This window comes from Magnetococcus sp. PR-3 (assembly GCF_036689865.1).
Taxonomy (GTDB): Bacteria; Pseudomonadota; Magnetococcia; order Magnetococcales; family Magnetococcaceae; genus Magnetococcus.
This window is the reverse complement of the sequence record NZ_JBAHUQ010000053.1, coordinates 1-16,607: the sequence shown is the minus strand read 5'-3', so window position 1 is coordinate 16,607 and position 16,607 is coordinate 1. Positions and strand designations below refer to the sequence as shown.

The following is a 16,607-nucleotide window of genomic DNA, read 5'->3' as shown; positions in this document are numbered from 1 at the left end:
GCACACAATAAAAAAGGGCCCAACCATAAAGGTTGGGCCCTTTTACATAGAAAAGAGAGGTTTATCAACCACGCACAACCGGTTTATATTTAATGCGGTGTGGCTGATCTGCACTGTCTCCCACACGCTTTTTGTAATCTGCATGATACTCTTGATAGTTGCCTTCAAAAAAGACCACCTCAGAGTTCCCCTCAAATGCCAGCATATGGGTACAGATACGGTCTAAGAACCACCGATCGTGGCTGACCACAATGGCACTGCCTGGAAACTCAAGCAGGGCATTTTCCAGCGCTTGTAACGTCTCAACATCCAGATCATTGGTTGGCTCGTCAAGTAGCAGGAAGTTACCACCACTTTTAACCAAATGCGCCATATGCATACGGTTACGCTCACCACCAGAGAGGTGTTTAACCTTCTTTTGCTGATCAGAGCCTTTAAAGTTAAACCAACTGACATACGCCCGTGAGTTGATTTCACGATCACCAAGCGCAATAAGCTCATTACCGTCAGAGATCATCTCCCAAACAGATTTTTCACCTTCAAGCTCATCACGGCCCTGGTCTACATAGGTTAACTTGACCGTTTCCCCCAGCTTAATGTCGCCATGATCAGGCTCTTGCTGTTCTGTCAGCATGCGCAAAAAGGTGGTTTTACCCGAACCGTTCGCACCAATAATTCCAAGAATACCACCACGGGGTAGCAGTAGGTTCAGATCATCAATCAGCAAGCGCTCACCAAAACCTTTGCGTAACTGATTGACCTCAAGCACCGTATCGCCCAAACGTGGACCTGCTGGAATAAACAGAGCGTTGGTCTCTCGACGTTTTTCACGATGCTGCGCGGCCAGATCTTCATAGGCTGCCAAACGTGCCTTGGATTTTGTACGACGGGCACTGGGCGAAGACTGCACCCAAGCCAGCTCTGTTTGCAGACGTTTACGCCGTCCTTCTTCTTCCTTTTTCTCTTGCTCTAGTCGCTTGTCCTTCTGCTCCAGCCAAGAGGAGTAGTTACCTTTCCATGGAATACCTTCACCACGATCCAGTTCCAAAATCCAACCTGCGACATTATCCAGGAAATACCGGTCATGGGTTACCGCTACCACAGTTCCTTCATAGTTGGCCAAGAACTGCTCCAACCATGCTACAGACTCTGCATCCAGATGGTTGGTAGGTTCGTCCAGCAGCAACATATCAGGCTGGGAAAGCAGCAAGCGCGCTAGGGCAACACGACGTTTTTCACCACCAGAGAGCTGAGTGACATCAGCATCCCAATCTGGCAGGCGTAGCGCATCAGCCGCAATTTCCATCTTCCGATCCAGATCCCAACCATCCAACCGGTCAATGGTCTCTTGCAACTCGCCTTGCTCAACGATGAGATCATTCATCTCTTCGTCGGTCATCTCCTCCGCAAACTTGGCAGAGACTTCATTAAAGCGATCGACGGCATCCTTAATTTCGGCCAAGCCCATTTCAACGTTACCACGGACACCTTTTTCAGGATCCAACTCGGGCTCCTGTGGCAAATAGCCTACTTTTACCCCATCAGCAGCTTTGGCTTCTCCATTAAACTCATTATCAATACCTGCCATGATACGTAACAGAGATGATTTACCAGAGCCGTTAAGGCCCAAAACACCAATTTTGGCACCCGGCAGGAAAGATAGAGAAATATCCTTCAAAATGGTGCGTTTATTGGGGGGGACCACTTTGGTGACCCGGTGCATAGAGTAGATATATTGATAGCTGGCCATGGAATATCCCGATGGTTCAGAAGTTCAAATAGAGCGTATAAAAAGGGCGCTTTCTCCTAGAGGAAAAAGCGCCCAGACAGTCCACTAGGGTGGTTAGGCAACCGGTGTCAACCACGCCATATGCTTGGCATCACGACCATGTACAATATCAAAGAAGCGCTTTTGCACTTCCTTGGTAATAGGTCCAGCATGGCCAGGGCCAATTTGGCGGTCATCTAACTCACGGATGGGGGTCACCTCTGCCGCAGTGCCTGTAAAGAAGGCTTCGTCAGAAATAAGCACCTCATCACGGGGGAAGCGTTGCTCCACGACCTGCAAGCCCATTTCACCAGCAATGGTAACAACGGTATTGCGGGTAATGCCATTCAAGGCAGAATCCAGGGGAGGGGTCTTCAAGGTATTACCTTGAACCAAGAAGAGGTTTTCACCTGAACCTTCAGCAACATAACCTTCCGTATCCAACAACAAGGCTTCATCATAACCACAGCGCAATGCTTCGGACTTAGCCAGAATAGAGTTGGGGTAGTTACCCACTGCTTTGGCGCGGGTCATCACAACATTGGGATGATGCCGGGTGTAGCTAGAGGTTTTAATACGGATCCCCTTCTCCATACCCTCTTCCCCCAGGTAGGCGCCCCATTCCCAAGCAGCGACCATGGCATGGCTTTTTAATGGGGCAGGGTTAATCCCCATAGACTCAGCCCCATAAAAGATCAAAGGACGGAGATAGCCGGACTTTAAGCCATTGACCTTAATGACCTCCAGGCAGACCTTATTGATCTCTTCGCGGGAGTAGGGCATCTCCATACCCAGAATATGGGCAGACATAAACAAACGTTCCACATGCTCTTCAAGACGGAAGATGGCAGGCCCCTGATCCGCTTCGTAGCAACGGATGCCCTCAAATACCCCCATACCGTAGTGTAGGGTGTGGGTCAGTACGTGTACCTTGGCATCGCGCCAATCCACGAACTGTCCATCCATCCAAATTTTTCCGTCTTTGTCCCACATGGGAACTCTCCTTACACTAAAAAAGTATACAGCCGCATAAAAGTCGCGGTTGTCCTTCAAGCCTATCTCGACAATTTGCACCATTGCCTAAGGACGGCAAAAGCGGAATTTTACCTTACTTCGACTGAAATCAAAAAGGGAAAACACACCTTTTTATCTCCAAGCCCATGATCGGATTAAACAGCGCCCAAATGTTGCTCATAAATGGGCCGCACCGCATCAAGATGTTCCTTCAGCTGTTGGAGTAAATCCTCCCCATCTTTAAGCTTACACAAACGGGCAACACGGGCCAAAGTTACAGGACTATCCTCATAAATACAGTTCTCAGAGCGATCATGGTGTAAACGTAAACGATTCTCCACCAGACGATAGAAGCGGTATGCATTGTCTAAAACTTGATAGGCAGGCTGATCTATTAACCCATTACGGTGTATGGAAAGCAGAGCACGGGTTGCATTTCTCTGTACCAAATTTGCATAGGCATGGGCATGGGCCAGTACCAAATATTGAATTAAAAACTCAATATCTACAATGCCACCCCGGGCTTGTTTAATATCCCAAACGCCCACTTTAGGCTTCTTCTCTTGATAGATCCGCTCACGCATTTCCGCGACATCTTTTTTAAGTGTCTCAAGCTCTCTTTGCTGGGTAATGATCCCCCGCATCTTCTGCTTCATCATGCCACCACTAACGCGGTCTCCCACCACCACATCGGCACGAATCAGCGCTTGGTGCTCCCATGTCCAGGCTTCATTCTGTTGATATTTCTCAAAAGCCTCCATCGTGGTAACCAAAGGTCCAGAGGCACCGGAAGGGCGCAAACGCATATCGATTTCATAGAGTTTGCCCCCCTGGGCCAAAGTGGTCAAATTACTGATCACCTTTTGAGCCATACGTGCAAAGAACTGGTTATTACTGACCTGTCGGGTACCATTGGTCCACTGATCTTCACCCTGGCTGGTATGGATAAAGATTAAATCCAGGTCTGAGCTGTAATTAAGCTCACCCCCGCCCAACTTCCCCATTCCTAACACCATAAAGCGTGCCCGGTGCTGCTCGCCATCGGTATCGGTCCACATGGGGGCACCATGTTTTTCCACCATATCCGACATCGCATCCATGACCGACTGTTCCAAAACGACCGTGGCAATTGAGGACAACCCTGCCATGACCTCTTGCAGTTCAGCAATACCGGCTAAATCCCGAATACCCAGACGTAGCATTTCGGTGTTACGGAACATACGTAGCGCTGTAAAGCGTTCCTCCTCATCCTCAGCCCGCTCCATAGCTTTGGCCAACTCCTGGCGCATCTCATTACTGCCCCGATAAGTTGTGACAAAGTCCAGTCCGGCCAAAGAGTCCATCACACTGGGGTGCTGAATAAGATGCCGGGAAAGAAAAGGGGAGGTACCAAAGATTGGCATTAAAAGCGCCAATAAACTGGGGTTCTCAGCCAACAAAGCCAGGTAGTTGGTGCGATGAAGAATGGTTTTTAAAAAACGCTCAACATGTGCCATGGCCATATCGGCATCAGCGGCATCCAACACCCCCCGTAGCATCACAGGAGCCAACCGATTAAACCAACGTTGCCCAGCTTCTGTTAACGTGCGCTCTTCAGGTCCGACTTTAAACAGTTTCAGGCATTCAAGCGCATGATCTATCTGCTGAAAGCCACACGCTTCAAGGAGTTCACGGGTTTTATCGGTTTGAAGTTTGGTACTGGTCGCCAGCAGCGCCTTAACCCGATCATCGTCACTCAACTCATCCTGGCGGGTACGTTCGGCATCAAAAAATAGATTGTCATAGGCGTGATGAACCTGTTCCCTAATTTTATCCAACTGGGCTAAAAAGGCCTTGGCACTCTCCATACCCATCCGTGCCGCTAACTGCTCCATACCCCGATCATCATCAGGAAGGTTGTGGGTCTGTTGCTCTCTAACAATTTGAATTCGATGCTCAACCGTACGTAAAAAACGATAGGCCGAGGCTAAAAAATCTGAGGTCGCCCGCTCTACCAAACCCAGGTTAGTCAGCTCATCCAAAATAGGAACCGTACGCCGATCTTGTAAGGTTTTTTCACGCCCACCATGGATAAGCTGATGACTTTGAGCAAAAAACTCAATTTCTCGTATGCCACCATAACCCAGCTTGACATTACGACCATAAGCATCCGCATTGTTGACCTTATGGTCGATCTTCTTTTTCATATCCCGAATGGATTCCAGCGCGCCAAAATCAAGAAAACGGCGGTAGACAAAGGGGTGCAAATTATTCAAAAACTGGGCACCTAAATCTAAATCACCCGCGACGGGGCGTGCCTTAATCATGGCTGATCGCTCCCAGGTTTGCCCCCAGGATTCATAATAGGTTTCTGCTGATAGAACCGAGAGAGAGAGCTCACCGCTCTCACCATCAGGCCGCAAACGTAGATCCGTCCGGAATACCATCCCCTCAGCGGTTGGCCGGGACATCATCTGCATCAACTCACGACCAAGACGAATGTAGTAATTCTTGACCGAAATGGAACGCTCACCATCGGTATAACCATGATCTGAGTCGTACAGAAAAATCAGATCAATGTCGGAGGAAAAGTTAAGCTCATAGGCCCCAAACTTGCCCATCGCCAAGACCACAAAGCGGGCACGGCTCTCTTCCGCACCCTCCTCCAGCGTTACTTTGGGTATCCCAAAACGGCCAACAAAATTGCGCTCTAACCACTGATATGCGGCCTCTAATGTGGCTTCACCGATATAGGAAAGATGCTTGGTCGTTTGCTCCAGCGTGGCTTCACCGGTCAGATCAAAAAGTCCGATATGTAGAAAAGCCAAGTGTTTATGTAAGCGCAACCGCTTTTCAGCTTCTGTTTGATCATCGGTATCCAGAATATCGTTTAACACCGTGGCCTTAAACGGTTCGAGCTGCCAATCCAGACCCTCCGTGACCAATTGGGCTAAAAAATGAGGCCAGCGGCGCAAAATATTAGCCAGAAAGGGACTGTTGCCCAATGCCAGAATAATGCGTCTACGCCACTTTTTATCCTTCATAGCCTGCTGCCAGGCCTGACGAACTTGATCATCTTGGGCAGCTTCAGCACACTGCTCCAATAAAGAGACAACGCCATCAGGCTCTGCTGTGGTGACAATCAAAGCTTGAATATGCTGCGTGGCTGTTTCATCCAATGAAAAATGAGACAACAGTTCTTCTGGCAGGCTATAATCGGTTACCAACGCTTCACTCATCAGGCTTCTCCACACGGTAGTGGGGTGAGGAATGACCAGGAAATAGGGGCATTCCTCCTCGTATTGCTCGCGGACAATTGAAATGGATCAACGGGCAGGCTACAACATAGTGAGCCCATTGGCAAAAACAGCGAACACGATATGGCTTTTTTGCCTGTTTTTTAGACATTACCCGGATATTGAGGCACGGATGCCACCCCATATACCCCTATGTGCCGCACCGATTACTGGAACCAGTGCCATACTTTTAGTTTGGGTGGACCATGCTGCGTAAAGTTGTGAAATGGAGTATCGGGCTGCTGCTTGGGCTTCCTGCACTTCTGGTCGCTTTGCTTCTTTTGTGGTTTGCAGTTGCCCCACCCGAAATTGATGCCCTGCGCGATCAAATAGAGCAAGAGGTTGAGGCACGGCTCGGCATACCTGTGCATATCGCTGGAATGAAGCTCAAAACCAGCTCATCACTTCTCGATCTGCACCTGGAAGGGGTTACCCTTTATGATGCACCACGTAGCCGGCCTTTGGTTCGGATTGATGATTTGCGTGTTCGATTAAAACCATGGAATATCAAAGAGCTGCTTCATGGTCGCATTCCCCTGGAAATTTTTATTCTTAATGGCGATACCTTTGCCGTCAAGCATGACAGGACCCATGAATGGTCCATCGCAGGGCAAACCCTACCTCAATGGCAAGCTCAATTTCAGCCTTCTCAGCTTGTGGCCACACCTGCTGTTAAACCGGCAAAACTGCACCCTCTTATTCAACCCTTGGCTGAATATGGGCAAGATCTTTTGGCACGGTTGGAGGTCGCAACAGTCCGCTTAACCAACCTTAGCCTTGCCATTTTGCACATGCCTAAGCCCAATACTCCCCTACAAGCTGTTGGTCGTTTAAACCTCATTAATGCCCAACTACAAAACCGTGTAGGAAGTAGCCCCTTAAACTGGACGATGCGTGGAGATTTTATGCCGCGGTGGGGGGCTGAAAAAGGGGATAACCCCATTACTTACCAGTTACAGGGGGCATTACAGAAAAGAGGTCGGTGGCATCTGTCAGGAAAAGTTGACCATGTTCAACCAAGCCGCTGGCATCATCTACTGGGCCCTTCAGGCAAAACCTTGGCTGGTATGCAGTTTCCCATATCGGTGGATTTCAGAGTCCATGGAGGGGGAGATGAACCGTGGAAAAGCAGCTGGTATGCCAAACTTGACAAAGGGCAGTGGGATACACAAGGACTCTTCCGTTGGCCTATTCCCATTACCTCTCTAACAGCTAAAGGCCAAGCTATTGAAGATAAAGACCCTGCAAAAGGGTGGTTGCTGGATATTAAACAGTTTGATTTCCGTAACCGACATGGACGGGCACAGGGCAAAGTTAAAATGACCCATATGGGGCTATCCAGCTCCCCATATATTGACCTGACAGCAACCGCAGGGGGGATTGATACCAAAGAGGCCAGATACTTCTATCCTCCAGAACATATGCACCCCTCATTAGTCGAATGGCTTGATACCGCTTTATTAGATGGCTACATCCCCCATGCCGATGTCCGGATTAAAGGGCGTACGTATGACATTCCTTTTGTGCCTAACGGTTCCAGAAAAGCCAACGGGACATTTTTGGTTAAAGCCAAGGTGAAAAAGCTGGACCTTGCCTACTTCCCACAGTTGCCCCCTATTCACGATGCCGATGTCGATCTGACCTTTGCCAATGAAAAGATGACAGCCCATGTTAAAGGGGGTTCGTTGGGGAAGAGCAAAAATGTGCGCGGGTCAGCCATTATTCCAGATATACTCAACGGCGATCAAACCCTGATTGTTGATGCCAAAGTCGATGGGCATATGCGCTCTATCTGGCAGGATGTCATTCAAAATCCCCACCTTAAATGGGGCGATCATGTAGGTTTGGAGGGTGCGGATTTTGAAGGAAAAGGGCTGTTCTCTTTAAAGATGAAGCTACCCCTCAATCACTCTATTGATGTCCGTTATGACACCCAATTAGACTTTCACCAGGCTTCCGCTCATTTACCTTTTTTAAATCAACCTATTGAACAAACAAGCGGCATTCTACGCGTTGATAATGATTTGCTGGATCTTAACGTTCACCAGGCGATATTCGATGGCCTACCCGTAGATGGCACCATTAAGGCAGCAGATTATGCCGTTGATGGACAGAGTGACCTGCAGATGTCTTTCCACAGCACCTTGCAAGGAAAGAGACTAAAGGATCGATTGCAACCTTTTTTAGAAAAGCCCCCAGCCCTGCAAGGCCCGGTAGATCTACAAGTAACCCTGCAACGCCCCAGCGGCCGTGAGGTCTACGCAAGTGAAGTAAAACTTGACCTTAGCAGAATGCAGATCCCTAACTATAAAGGTTTGGAAAAAAAGGAGACCGACCCAGGAATCATCTCCTTCAAAGGAGACTTCCACCCCCAACGACTCTCCATTGATTTGCAAAAACTGAACATCAAACTTGGCAATCTTACCGCTCATGGACATGGCTTTTGGCAACAGGGCAAAGATGAGACGCAAATTATTTTAAAAGATCTACAGTTGGGGAATAGCCAAGGTCATATACATTTTCGCCAAGGGGGATTAGACCCACAAGCAGCTGCTTACCGCTTAGAAGGTACGTTTTCTACCTTAGATCTCACCCACTGGCAGAGCCGCAACCATAAAACCGTGGTGAACAACAAAGAAAAAACACCGTTTAAGATGGTTTGGAAACCCGAAAAGCTGCGACATATACCACAACGTCCCTCCATTGTTATTCTCAAGGCTGATCAGGTCCAGCTGGCAAATGATATTCGAGCGCAGAACCTGCAACTGAAAGCAAGATTGGATGCCAAAAACCTACACATTGATTCAGGTGAATTCTTTATCGATGACAAAGCCGTAAACGTAGCTGGTCAGCTAAGTTGGCAAAATCGGGTAGGCGAGGGGGCTTATCAGGGTATTTTAGATTTCCGCAGTGATGACCTGGGCCGGGTATTGGCCGGCGCAAACATTCATGATGGTATGAGTGGAGGAAAAGGGGTCTTTCAGCTCAAACTGGATGGTCAAGCTTCACCTAACCAGAGTTTAATCAGCTCTTTATCTGGAACGGGCTCTTTGACTGTGGAAAAAGGCAGCATCAAGCAACTGCGGCTTTTATCCAACATACTCAGCTTACTTTCCGTACAAGAGCTCCCAAGATTACTCTTTGGTAAACGCCCAGATTTAAAACGAGAAGGCTTTTACTTTGATAAGCTTGCAGGTTCCTTTAAGCTTGATCAAGGAAAATGGCATAGTGATAAAGTTGAGGTCACAGGGCCATCCATGAAAATGGTGATCTCGGGGGATATGAACCTCACTTCTCAAAAAATGGAACTACTGGTTGGGGTACGACCATTACAGAGCCTTGATGCCATCATTAGCAGTGTTCCAGTACTGGGACAGCTTCTTGCTGGAGGCCGGGAAGCCCTCTTGGAGACACAGTTTAGTGTCGCAGGAGAAATGGAAGACCCAAAAATTCTTCTCAAACCCATCTCAGCATTGGCACCCGGCATTGTGCGTGATATTTTGCAAGCATCGGGCAAAGCACTAAGTGGTGGAGCGTCAAAAAAAACAGACCAACCCACAGAGAACGTACCACAGAAGTTACAAACCCCGATAAACTCAGGGCCCTCGACAGCACCTCTCACTGGGGATGCACCTTAAAAAAGCGGATGGATAAAAGAATGATTCTACTGGGTGTGAATATTGATCATGTAGCCACTCTCCGCCAAGCCAGAGGGGAGCGCTACCCAGATCCCATTGATGCCGCTTTTGCCGCTGAGCGCGCCGGTGCCGATGGTATTACTGTTCATCTAAGGGAAGACCGCCGTCATATCCAAGAGCGAGATGTCTCCATTCTTATGCAGACCACCCAGACTAAGGTCAACTTGGAGATGGCTGCAACCGATGAGATGATCAAACTGGCCACACAATGGAAACCGCACGATTGCTGCTTGGTCCCAGAAAAACGGGATGAACTGACGACTGAAGGTGGATTAGATGTGGTGGGTAATCGAGATCGCCTTAAGGATGCCATCTCGCGCCTACATGAGGCGGGCATTCGCGTCTCTCTTTTTGTAGATCCAGATTTAGAACAGATCTCAACCGCGGGTGCCATTGGCGCTCAAGTGGTTGAACTCCATACGGGGACCTATGCCAACGCCCCAACGGAGGAGGTTCAGCACAAAGAGCTGGAACAGCTTCACCGGGCCGCCCACCAAGCCACGTTAAATGGGTTAACCGTGCATGCGGGACATGGGTTGACATACCATAATGTGCAGCCCATTGCTAAACTGCCTGACTTAAAAGAGCTGAATATTGGCCATGCCATTATCGCCCATGCCGTTATGGTTGGCATGGAGCCCGCAATCGTAGAGATGAAACGACTCATGCGTGAAGCGGTTATGGCTGGATGATCGTCGGTATCGGTAATGATCTCGTAGAGATTAAGCGTTTAGAGCGGGTCTTGGATAAAGCACATGGTCCACGCTTTGTGCAGCGCAGTTTTACAGAGAAAGAACAGAACCTCTGTGAGGAACGTGGTGCGCTACAGAAACCGGCCTGTTATGCCAAGCGATTTGCAGCCAAAGAGGCTGTTATTAAGGCGCTAGGTGTTGGGTTTCGTGATGGGTTATGGCTAACAGATATTGAGATACTCCCCAATGAATGGGGAAAACCCTGTGTCACCCTTCATGCGGCCACGGCGACATGGGTAAGTAAGCACCACCCCCACGGTTTAGCCATCCATATAGCCTTGAGTGATGAAAAAGGTATGGCCATGGCTACCGCTGTGGTAGAAGCAGGGTAGGGTGCGTACATAAACAGTCAAACAGCACCACAGCAGGTCTCTTAATAAGATCGTAAATACAACGCTCTACTTTGAGGTGTGTGTAAAAACCCCGTCCCATGCATCCCCAGGTGACTCTTCCCGGAAGTGGGCAATACGCTCCAGATAGATATCATAGATCATACGCGGTGCATCACTTTGTTTAAGGCCGTTTAAGATCTCTTCAGACTCATCCCACTGCTGTTGACGGTAAAGCACCAAGGCTTGTTCATATTGAAGCAAAGCCTCTGTTAATGCCGCATCACTCTCTTCTTGAAAGCAGACAGGCTCAAAAATGGCAATGGGTTCTGCTTTACCTTTCACACGAACCAGATCCAGCTCTCGGCAGATCAGATCATCGACCTCTGCTCGGCTAGCTTGCCCAATAATGATATCCACACCATACTGTTTGGTGAGCCCCTCCAAGCGAGACCCTAAGTTCACAGCATCACCTAAAACCGTATAGGCCATACGAAACTCTGAACCCATGTTACCAACATTCATGGTACCTGTATTAATACCCACACCAACTTTTAACTCAGGCCAGCCTTTGGCTTTAAAAGCTGTCGAGAGTGTGTTCATCTCATCAATCATCTGAAAAGCTGAGATAACAGCATGTCGTGTATGGTTGGGATCCTCTAACGGAGCCCCCCAAAAAGCCATAATGGCATCACCCATATATTTATCAATGGTGCCACGGTTTTCGTGAATCACCCGAGTCATGGGTGTGAGAAAACTATTCATCAAACTGGTTAACTCATCGGGTTTCAAACCTTCAGAGATGGTGGTAAAGCTACGTACATCCGAAAAAAGAACCGACATATTCCGGCTTTCACCACCAATAGAGACCTCACTGCCAGTCTCATTCATCTCATCAACAAGTTCTGAAGGGATGTATTGACCAAACGTTTTTGAAATCTGCCGCTTGTTTCTAGATTCGACAAAAAATCCATAAGCCATATGGTAAATATAAAGCCCACTGATCATAGCCAGTATTAACCCAACATGCATGACCAAGCCCTGCTGCCAAACAAGGAAGGTACTAACCACCACAGCGGCAAACATAAATCCTGTGATCAATGTCCCCAACAGCGGGCTTAAACGTGGGAGCAATGCGGTCAAGAGCAGACCTAGAACAAGTAACAGTAACAGTTCAATACCAAACATATCCCCAGGACGTGATTTTAACCGTCCATCAATAATCCCTGCAATAATATTGGCATGAATTTCTACCCCTGGATACACATGCTGAACAGGGGTGGAGCGTAAATCCAACAGGCCAGGAGCGGTTGTTCCCATTAAAACAATACGACCCTCCAACTGCTCCAGTGTCGCTTTTTTCTCCAAAACATCGGATGCAGAGATGTATTTAAAGCTACCTTGTCGCCCAAGATAGGGCACCATGACAGCCATATCCTCATCAACGGGAATACGAAAAGCACCATCATCCAACCAAAAAGCATCACCCGTTGGGGAGAGTGAAATAGGTGGATTACCCAACGCCGTTCGCAACACACTTAGGGCCAACGATCCATAGATGGCTTGGTTGTGGACTTGTACAAGAGGTACACGCCTAAAAACCCCATCGCGATCAACCAATGGATTATCAAAAAATCCACCATCTACCGCCTGTTCTTGCAATATAGTCAGGTTGGCACCGTAGGCGGATGGTTGCATGCCAGGAAAGGCGTCTGTCTGCATCATTTCAAACGTTGCTAAAGGGGAGGGGAGTTTACCACTACTTCCGCTCTTATCTTCGCTTTGCTTAAAATAATAGCCCATAACAACGGGCCGCTCAGAGAGCGCACGTGCAAAAATACGGTCCCGTTGTAATGTCGGACGAATACGCTCCAGGCTACTTTGAAAAAGAGGTAACTGCTGTAGAGGCCCCTGGGCCAGCTGTTCCAGCACCTCCAGCCCCCCCCCTTTGTCAGCTTCAGCAAAGACAAAGTCAAAACCCAGGCTGTTGATTTGATAATGATCAAACAGTATATCAACCAAGTTTGCGAGCTTATCCCGCGACCAAGGCCACCGGCCCATATTAGCCAGAGAGCTTTCATCCACATCAACGATAACAATTTGATCGTCAATGCGTTCAGGCATGGTCGCCTGAAGCTTGGCATCATAGATTTGGTTATCCAACTGCTGGAAGAGAGAGGCGGGAATCCAGTTGAGTGAGATGAGGATAAACAGAACCAGCAAGCATAAGCTGCCGATGTAGCGTAGCCAGGTGGTTGATTTAATGCCCATGCCTGCCCCCACATGATGTAATGATGGCTGGGGCAGAGCCCCAGCCTTTCTCTGGCTGCTATATAATTGCGTGTGCCCACCCGAACCAAGAGATAAACACAGCAAGATGTTTCATGACCTTATATCCATTCCCTCATTAAATCATGTCAGCTCTTTAAGCTTCCTGGGCTGAGGGCGGAGCAGGTTCATATCCTGGAATTTTAAGGTGATCAACCTCATCAATCTGTTTGGGATCCAGGTAGAGTTCGGCATACTCAAGGTATACTTTTTTCTCAATGAAAATTCGGAACAGCTCGGCATCCACATGCTGGTCTTTTTTCATGAAGCCCAGAATTTTCAATGCTTGCGAGAGGGTTTTACCATCTTTATAAGGACGATCCCTTGCCGTTAAGGCTTCAAACACGTCGGCAATAGCCATAATACGCGCCTGAACCGACAGCTGATCTTTAGTTAGCTTATTGGGGTAGCCTGTTCCAATGAGGGTCTCATGGTGGTTACCCGCAATCTCCGGAACATCTTGCAAATGTTTCGGGAACGGAATGGTGGAGAGCATCTTAATGGTCGCCACTACGTGGTTATTAATGATCTCACGTTCTTCAGGTGTAATGGTTCCTCGAGGAATATTGAGATTGTAAATCTCATTATCAGAAAGGAACTCTTGCTCATCGCCATCGGCATTGACATACCGGTATTGACCAATTTGTCGAACCCGCTCTTGTGCCTCATCCGCCATAAATTCACCACCCACATTGGCGGTCCGAATAAATTCACGGTCATCATTATATTGCACAATGAGGGACTCATAGCGCTCTTCAAGAAGAGTGGCCATTTCTGTATCGTTTTGCTCAAGCGCAGCCAGTTTACCTTCTAACATACGGATTTTTGCATCACGTTTAAGGACTTCAAAACGTGTATCTACGGTATGCACACGGTCATAAATAGTCTCCAGCTTGGTTCCTTTATCCACCACTTCCGTAGGGGTCGTAACCTTACCGCAGTCGTGCAACCATGCCGCAATTTTCAGTTCATACATCTGGTCATCGGTAAGAGACCAATCTTCAAACTCACCATGATCGATATCGGTTGTGGCTTTACCTAACAGCTCTGCCAGCACAGGTACCCGGTGACAATGACCACCTGTATAGGGCGATTTATCATCAATCGCTCCAGCAATGGCCTGGATAAACGCTTCAAACAGTGTTTTCAAATCATTGATAAGCTTTTGTGTGGTAATCGCAATCGCAGCCTGTGAGGCTAAAGATTCCGCAAGCTGCTGTCCTTCCATACTGAAAGGCTTGATTTGATCTTTACTATCTTTGGCATTAATAAGCTGCAGAACACCAATCAACTCATTCTCATGGTTTTTCATTGGCACCGCCAACACAGATGTTGTGCGGTAGCCCATATTTTTATCAAAGGCACGAGCCCCTGAGAAATCGAATCCTTCTGCTTCATAAGCATCTGGAATGTTTACAGTTTGGCCTTTAATCGCAGCATATGCAGCAATGGCTGCCAGGTTAGGAGCCCCATCCTTATAAAGGGGTAGATTAGGGAAAGGGATTTCAACCCCTGTGGTTCCCCCCATAGCGATGTTAAGAGAATCCGTACGGATGATCTCAAATTTCAGAGCATCCTGGTCTTCATTAACACGATAGAGTGTCCCTGCATCTGCTTTGGTCAGCTCTTTGGAGCCAAGCAGAATTTTTTCCAACAGCCGGTTTGTATCTTTTTCAGAAGAGAGCGCGATGCCAATTTCATTAAGCTTATTGATATGAACCATAAAGTCCAACTCAGCTTCGCTATCACTGCTTGACCGATCAATGATCTGCTGAGTTTTGAGCACCCAAGCGGTTTGGGCTGCAATACTCTCTACGGTTTGCTGAACATCATCAGCAAAAGGAATAACTTGTTCATTATCTGAGGCATTAATCAGCTGCAGCACACCCAGAATTTCATCACGGCCACCCTTCAGAGCTACCGTCAAGACCGATTGGGTGCGATACCCTGTTTTTTCATCAAACTCTCGGGTACCACTAAAATCTTCATCTCCAGCATCATAAGCATCTTTTAAATTGATACTCTTACCCGTATTGGCACAGTGTACCGCAATTAAGTGATGCGCTGGTTTTTCATTCGCATAGAGAGAGAGATTAGGGTAGGGGGGAGGCTCAGACAAACTCCCGCCATAGGCCAAGTTTAAGGAGTCTGTACGCATAATGGCAAACGTTAAGGCATCCTTATTCTCAGTCATGAGATAAAGCGTTGCAGCATCTGCCCGACTCAGTGCCTGTGCCGTAAGAAGCATCTGTTCTAAAAGAACATCTGTATCTTTATGCTCCGAGAGGGCAACGCCAATCTCGTTCAATTTTCCGATGCGATGGAGCAGTTCCGCGTGGTCTTTCACCGTTTTACCCTCTACTTAAATATAAGGTGCATCCACCACAGGATGCCTTGCATGTGACTCTTTGAGAAGATCCTGGCATTGCGTTGGAAATTATAGCAATTGCCCTATAAGATAACCACCAACTATATGGGGTATCCGTATATTCTTATGTATTTCACAGAGCACATCATATGAACCACAGATCTCTCAGCCCCCTGGAGAGCCTTTAAACAAGCCCGCCTCGGTCCTATTTAACAGTATGATTCTCAAAGCTCGCTAAGAATTCCATATTAAAAGCTAAAAAAGCGCCTTTTGGCAAACAGGTCACAAAGCTAATCAATATGGACCAAGGTTACATACGTAAGGAAAGGCTTAGAGTAGATCTTGTACCGATTTGACACCTAACAGAATAGAGCTTTCTTGATAGTCAGCACATTCAATAACTTAACCTCTCTATGCAAAATTTAACATAATACATCTTATGCGACACTATGCTTTATGGTCAGTTTTGGTTTTCTTGTTACATACCGATATTCAAATCATATCCGCAAATTGCGCCATTGGCACCAACGGCTTTTTTATGCATAGGAGATGAATATGAATGAATATTTTCCACACAAACCATACCAGAATCAAGACCCAGCATTACAAGGACAACCAATAGGCACTGATTACCCAATCCATCGACTAGACACACACACAGCCGCAACACTCGCCGCACACTATGAACAACTAGCATCACAACTCAGAGCCTACGCAGAAACCAAACAACCCGCAGAAACACGCCGCATAACTACCCAAGCCATAGCAAAACAGATCAAAGAAGCATCTTGGGAAGCTTTAAGACTGGAATCTGATGGACTCGACAAAGAGACAGCCCTAGACCATGCATCACGGAAATTTGGCATCCCACAATGGCAATTAGCACAAACGACCGAAACCCACAGACTTGGGATGAGGAACCATCACAGACAACGACGCAACCAAGAAATCATACAAATGCTGGCTGGCGGATACACTCAATACGACGTAGCCTTAAGATTCAACGTGTCACAGTCTACAGTTTGCCGAATACATCGAACCCACCGCCAAGCACGCACAGCGCTTAAATAACACT

The 16,607-nt window shown here is 47.7% G+C and carries 9 protein-coding genes; 4 read left to right on the top strand and 5 right to left on the bottom strand.

The features are described 5' to 3' along the window. Positions 1 to 64 precede the first annotated feature (64 nt). The 3 genes from ettA to glnE all read right to left on the bottom strand — a co-directional run bounded on the left by ettA (position 65) and on the right by glnE (position 6,000). Positions 65 to 1,750 (bottom strand): energy-dependent translational throttle protein EttA, encoded by a 1,686-nt coding sequence (ettA, locus tag V5T57_RS19960; protein WP_332893033.1) that lies wholly within the window; start codon positions 1,748 to 1,750, stop codon positions 65 to 67. Between the two features lie 93 nt (positions 1,751 to 1,843). Beyond that, positions 1,844 to 2,761, bottom strand: coding sequence for a branched-chain-amino-acid transaminase (ilvE, locus tag V5T57_RS19955; RefSeq protein WP_332893031.1), 918 nt, complete (start codon positions 2,759 to 2,761; stop codon positions 1,844 to 1,846). A 176-nt stretch (positions 2,762 to 2,937) separates the two neighbouring features. Beyond that, positions 2,938 to 6,000: a bifunctional [glutamate--ammonia ligase]-adenylyl-L-tyrosine phosphorylase/[glutamate--ammonia-ligase] adenylyltransferase gene (glnE, locus tag V5T57_RS19950; RefSeq protein WP_332893030.1), complete on the bottom strand. Its 3,063-nt coding sequence runs from the start codon at positions 5,998 to 6,000 to the stop codon at positions 2,938 to 2,940. A 263-nt stretch (positions 6,001 to 6,263) separates the two neighbouring features. On the opposite strand from glnE, the gene V5T57_RS19945 reads away from it, so the two are divergent. From V5T57_RS19945 to acpS, 3 genes are read left to right on the top strand one after another with little or no spacing between them, the layout of a single operon-like run. Beyond that, positions 6,264 to 9,695, top strand: coding sequence for a YhdP family protein (locus tag V5T57_RS19945; protein ID WP_332893028.1), 3,432 nt, complete (start codon positions 6,264 to 6,266; stop codon positions 9,693 to 9,695). 20 nt (positions 9,696 to 9,715) lie between these two features. Continuing rightward, positions 9,716 to 10,447 (top strand): pyridoxine 5'-phosphate synthase, encoded by a 732-nt coding sequence (gene pdxJ, locus V5T57_RS19940; RefSeq protein WP_332893027.1) that lies wholly within the window; start codon positions 9,716 to 9,718, stop codon positions 10,445 to 10,447. Continuing rightward, complete coding sequence (acpS, locus tag V5T57_RS19935) at positions 10,444 to 10,839, top strand: holo-ACP synthase (protein WP_332893026.1); 396 nt, start codon at positions 10,444 to 10,446, stop codon at positions 10,837 to 10,839. Before pdxJ ends, acpS begins: the two co-directional genes overlap by 4 nt. Before the next feature lie 66 nt (positions 10,840 to 10,905). Here the strand turns inward: acpS and V5T57_RS19930 are convergent, their stop codons facing one another. Together V5T57_RS19930 and V5T57_RS19925 are read right to left on the bottom strand one after the other, a co-directional pair. Next, entirely contained in the window at positions 10,906 to 13,107 is a 2,202-nt protein-coding gene (locus V5T57_RS19930) for a CHASE2 domain-containing protein (protein ID WP_332893025.1), read from the bottom strand. Between the two features lie 154 nt (positions 13,108 to 13,261). Then, positions 13,262 to 15,511 (bottom strand): HD domain-containing phosphohydrolase, encoded by a 2,250-nt coding sequence (locus tag V5T57_RS19925; RefSeq protein WP_332893024.1) that lies wholly within the window; start codon positions 15,509 to 15,511, stop codon positions 13,262 to 13,264. Positions 15,512 to 16,081: 570 nt separating this feature from the next. Between V5T57_RS19925 and V5T57_RS21035 the strand changes: the two genes are divergently transcribed. Further along, positions 16,082 to 16,603: a helix-turn-helix domain-containing protein gene (locus tag V5T57_RS21035; RefSeq protein WP_442918248.1), complete on the top strand. Its 522-nt coding sequence runs from the start codon at positions 16,082 to 16,084 to the stop codon at positions 16,601 to 16,603. Positions 16,604 to 16,607: the final 4 nt, after the last annotated feature.

Bases quoted from the DNA above. Each gene is read 5' to 3' on its own strand.
- ettA (WP_332893033.1), bottom strand. From the start codon at position 1,750: ATGGCCAGCTATCAATATATCTACTCTATGCACCGGGTCACCAAAGTG.
- ilvE (WP_332893031.1), bottom strand. From the start codon at position 2,761: ATGTGGGACAAAGACGGAAAAATTTGGATGGATGGACAGTTCGTGGAT.
- glnE (WP_332893030.1), bottom strand. From the start codon at position 6,000: ATGAGTGAAGCGTTGGTAACCGATTATAGCCTGCCAGAAGAACTGTTG.
- V5T57_RS19945 (WP_332893028.1), top strand. From the start codon at position 6,264: ATGCTGCGTAAAGTTGTGAAATGGAGTATCGGGCTGCTGCTTGGGCTT.
- pdxJ (WP_332893027.1), top strand. From the start codon at position 9,716: ATGATTCTACTGGGTGTGAATATTGATCATGTAGCCACTCTCCGCCAA.
- acpS (WP_332893026.1), top strand. From the start codon at position 10,444: ATGATCGTCGGTATCGGTAATGATCTCGTAGAGATTAAGCGTTTAGAG.
- V5T57_RS19930 (WP_332893025.1), bottom strand. From the start codon at position 13,107: ATGGGCATTAAATCAACCACCTGGCTACGCTACATCGGCAGCTTATGC.
- V5T57_RS21035 (WP_442918248.1), top strand. From the start codon at position 16,082: ATGAATATGAATGAATATTTTCCACACAAACCATACCAGAATCAAGAC.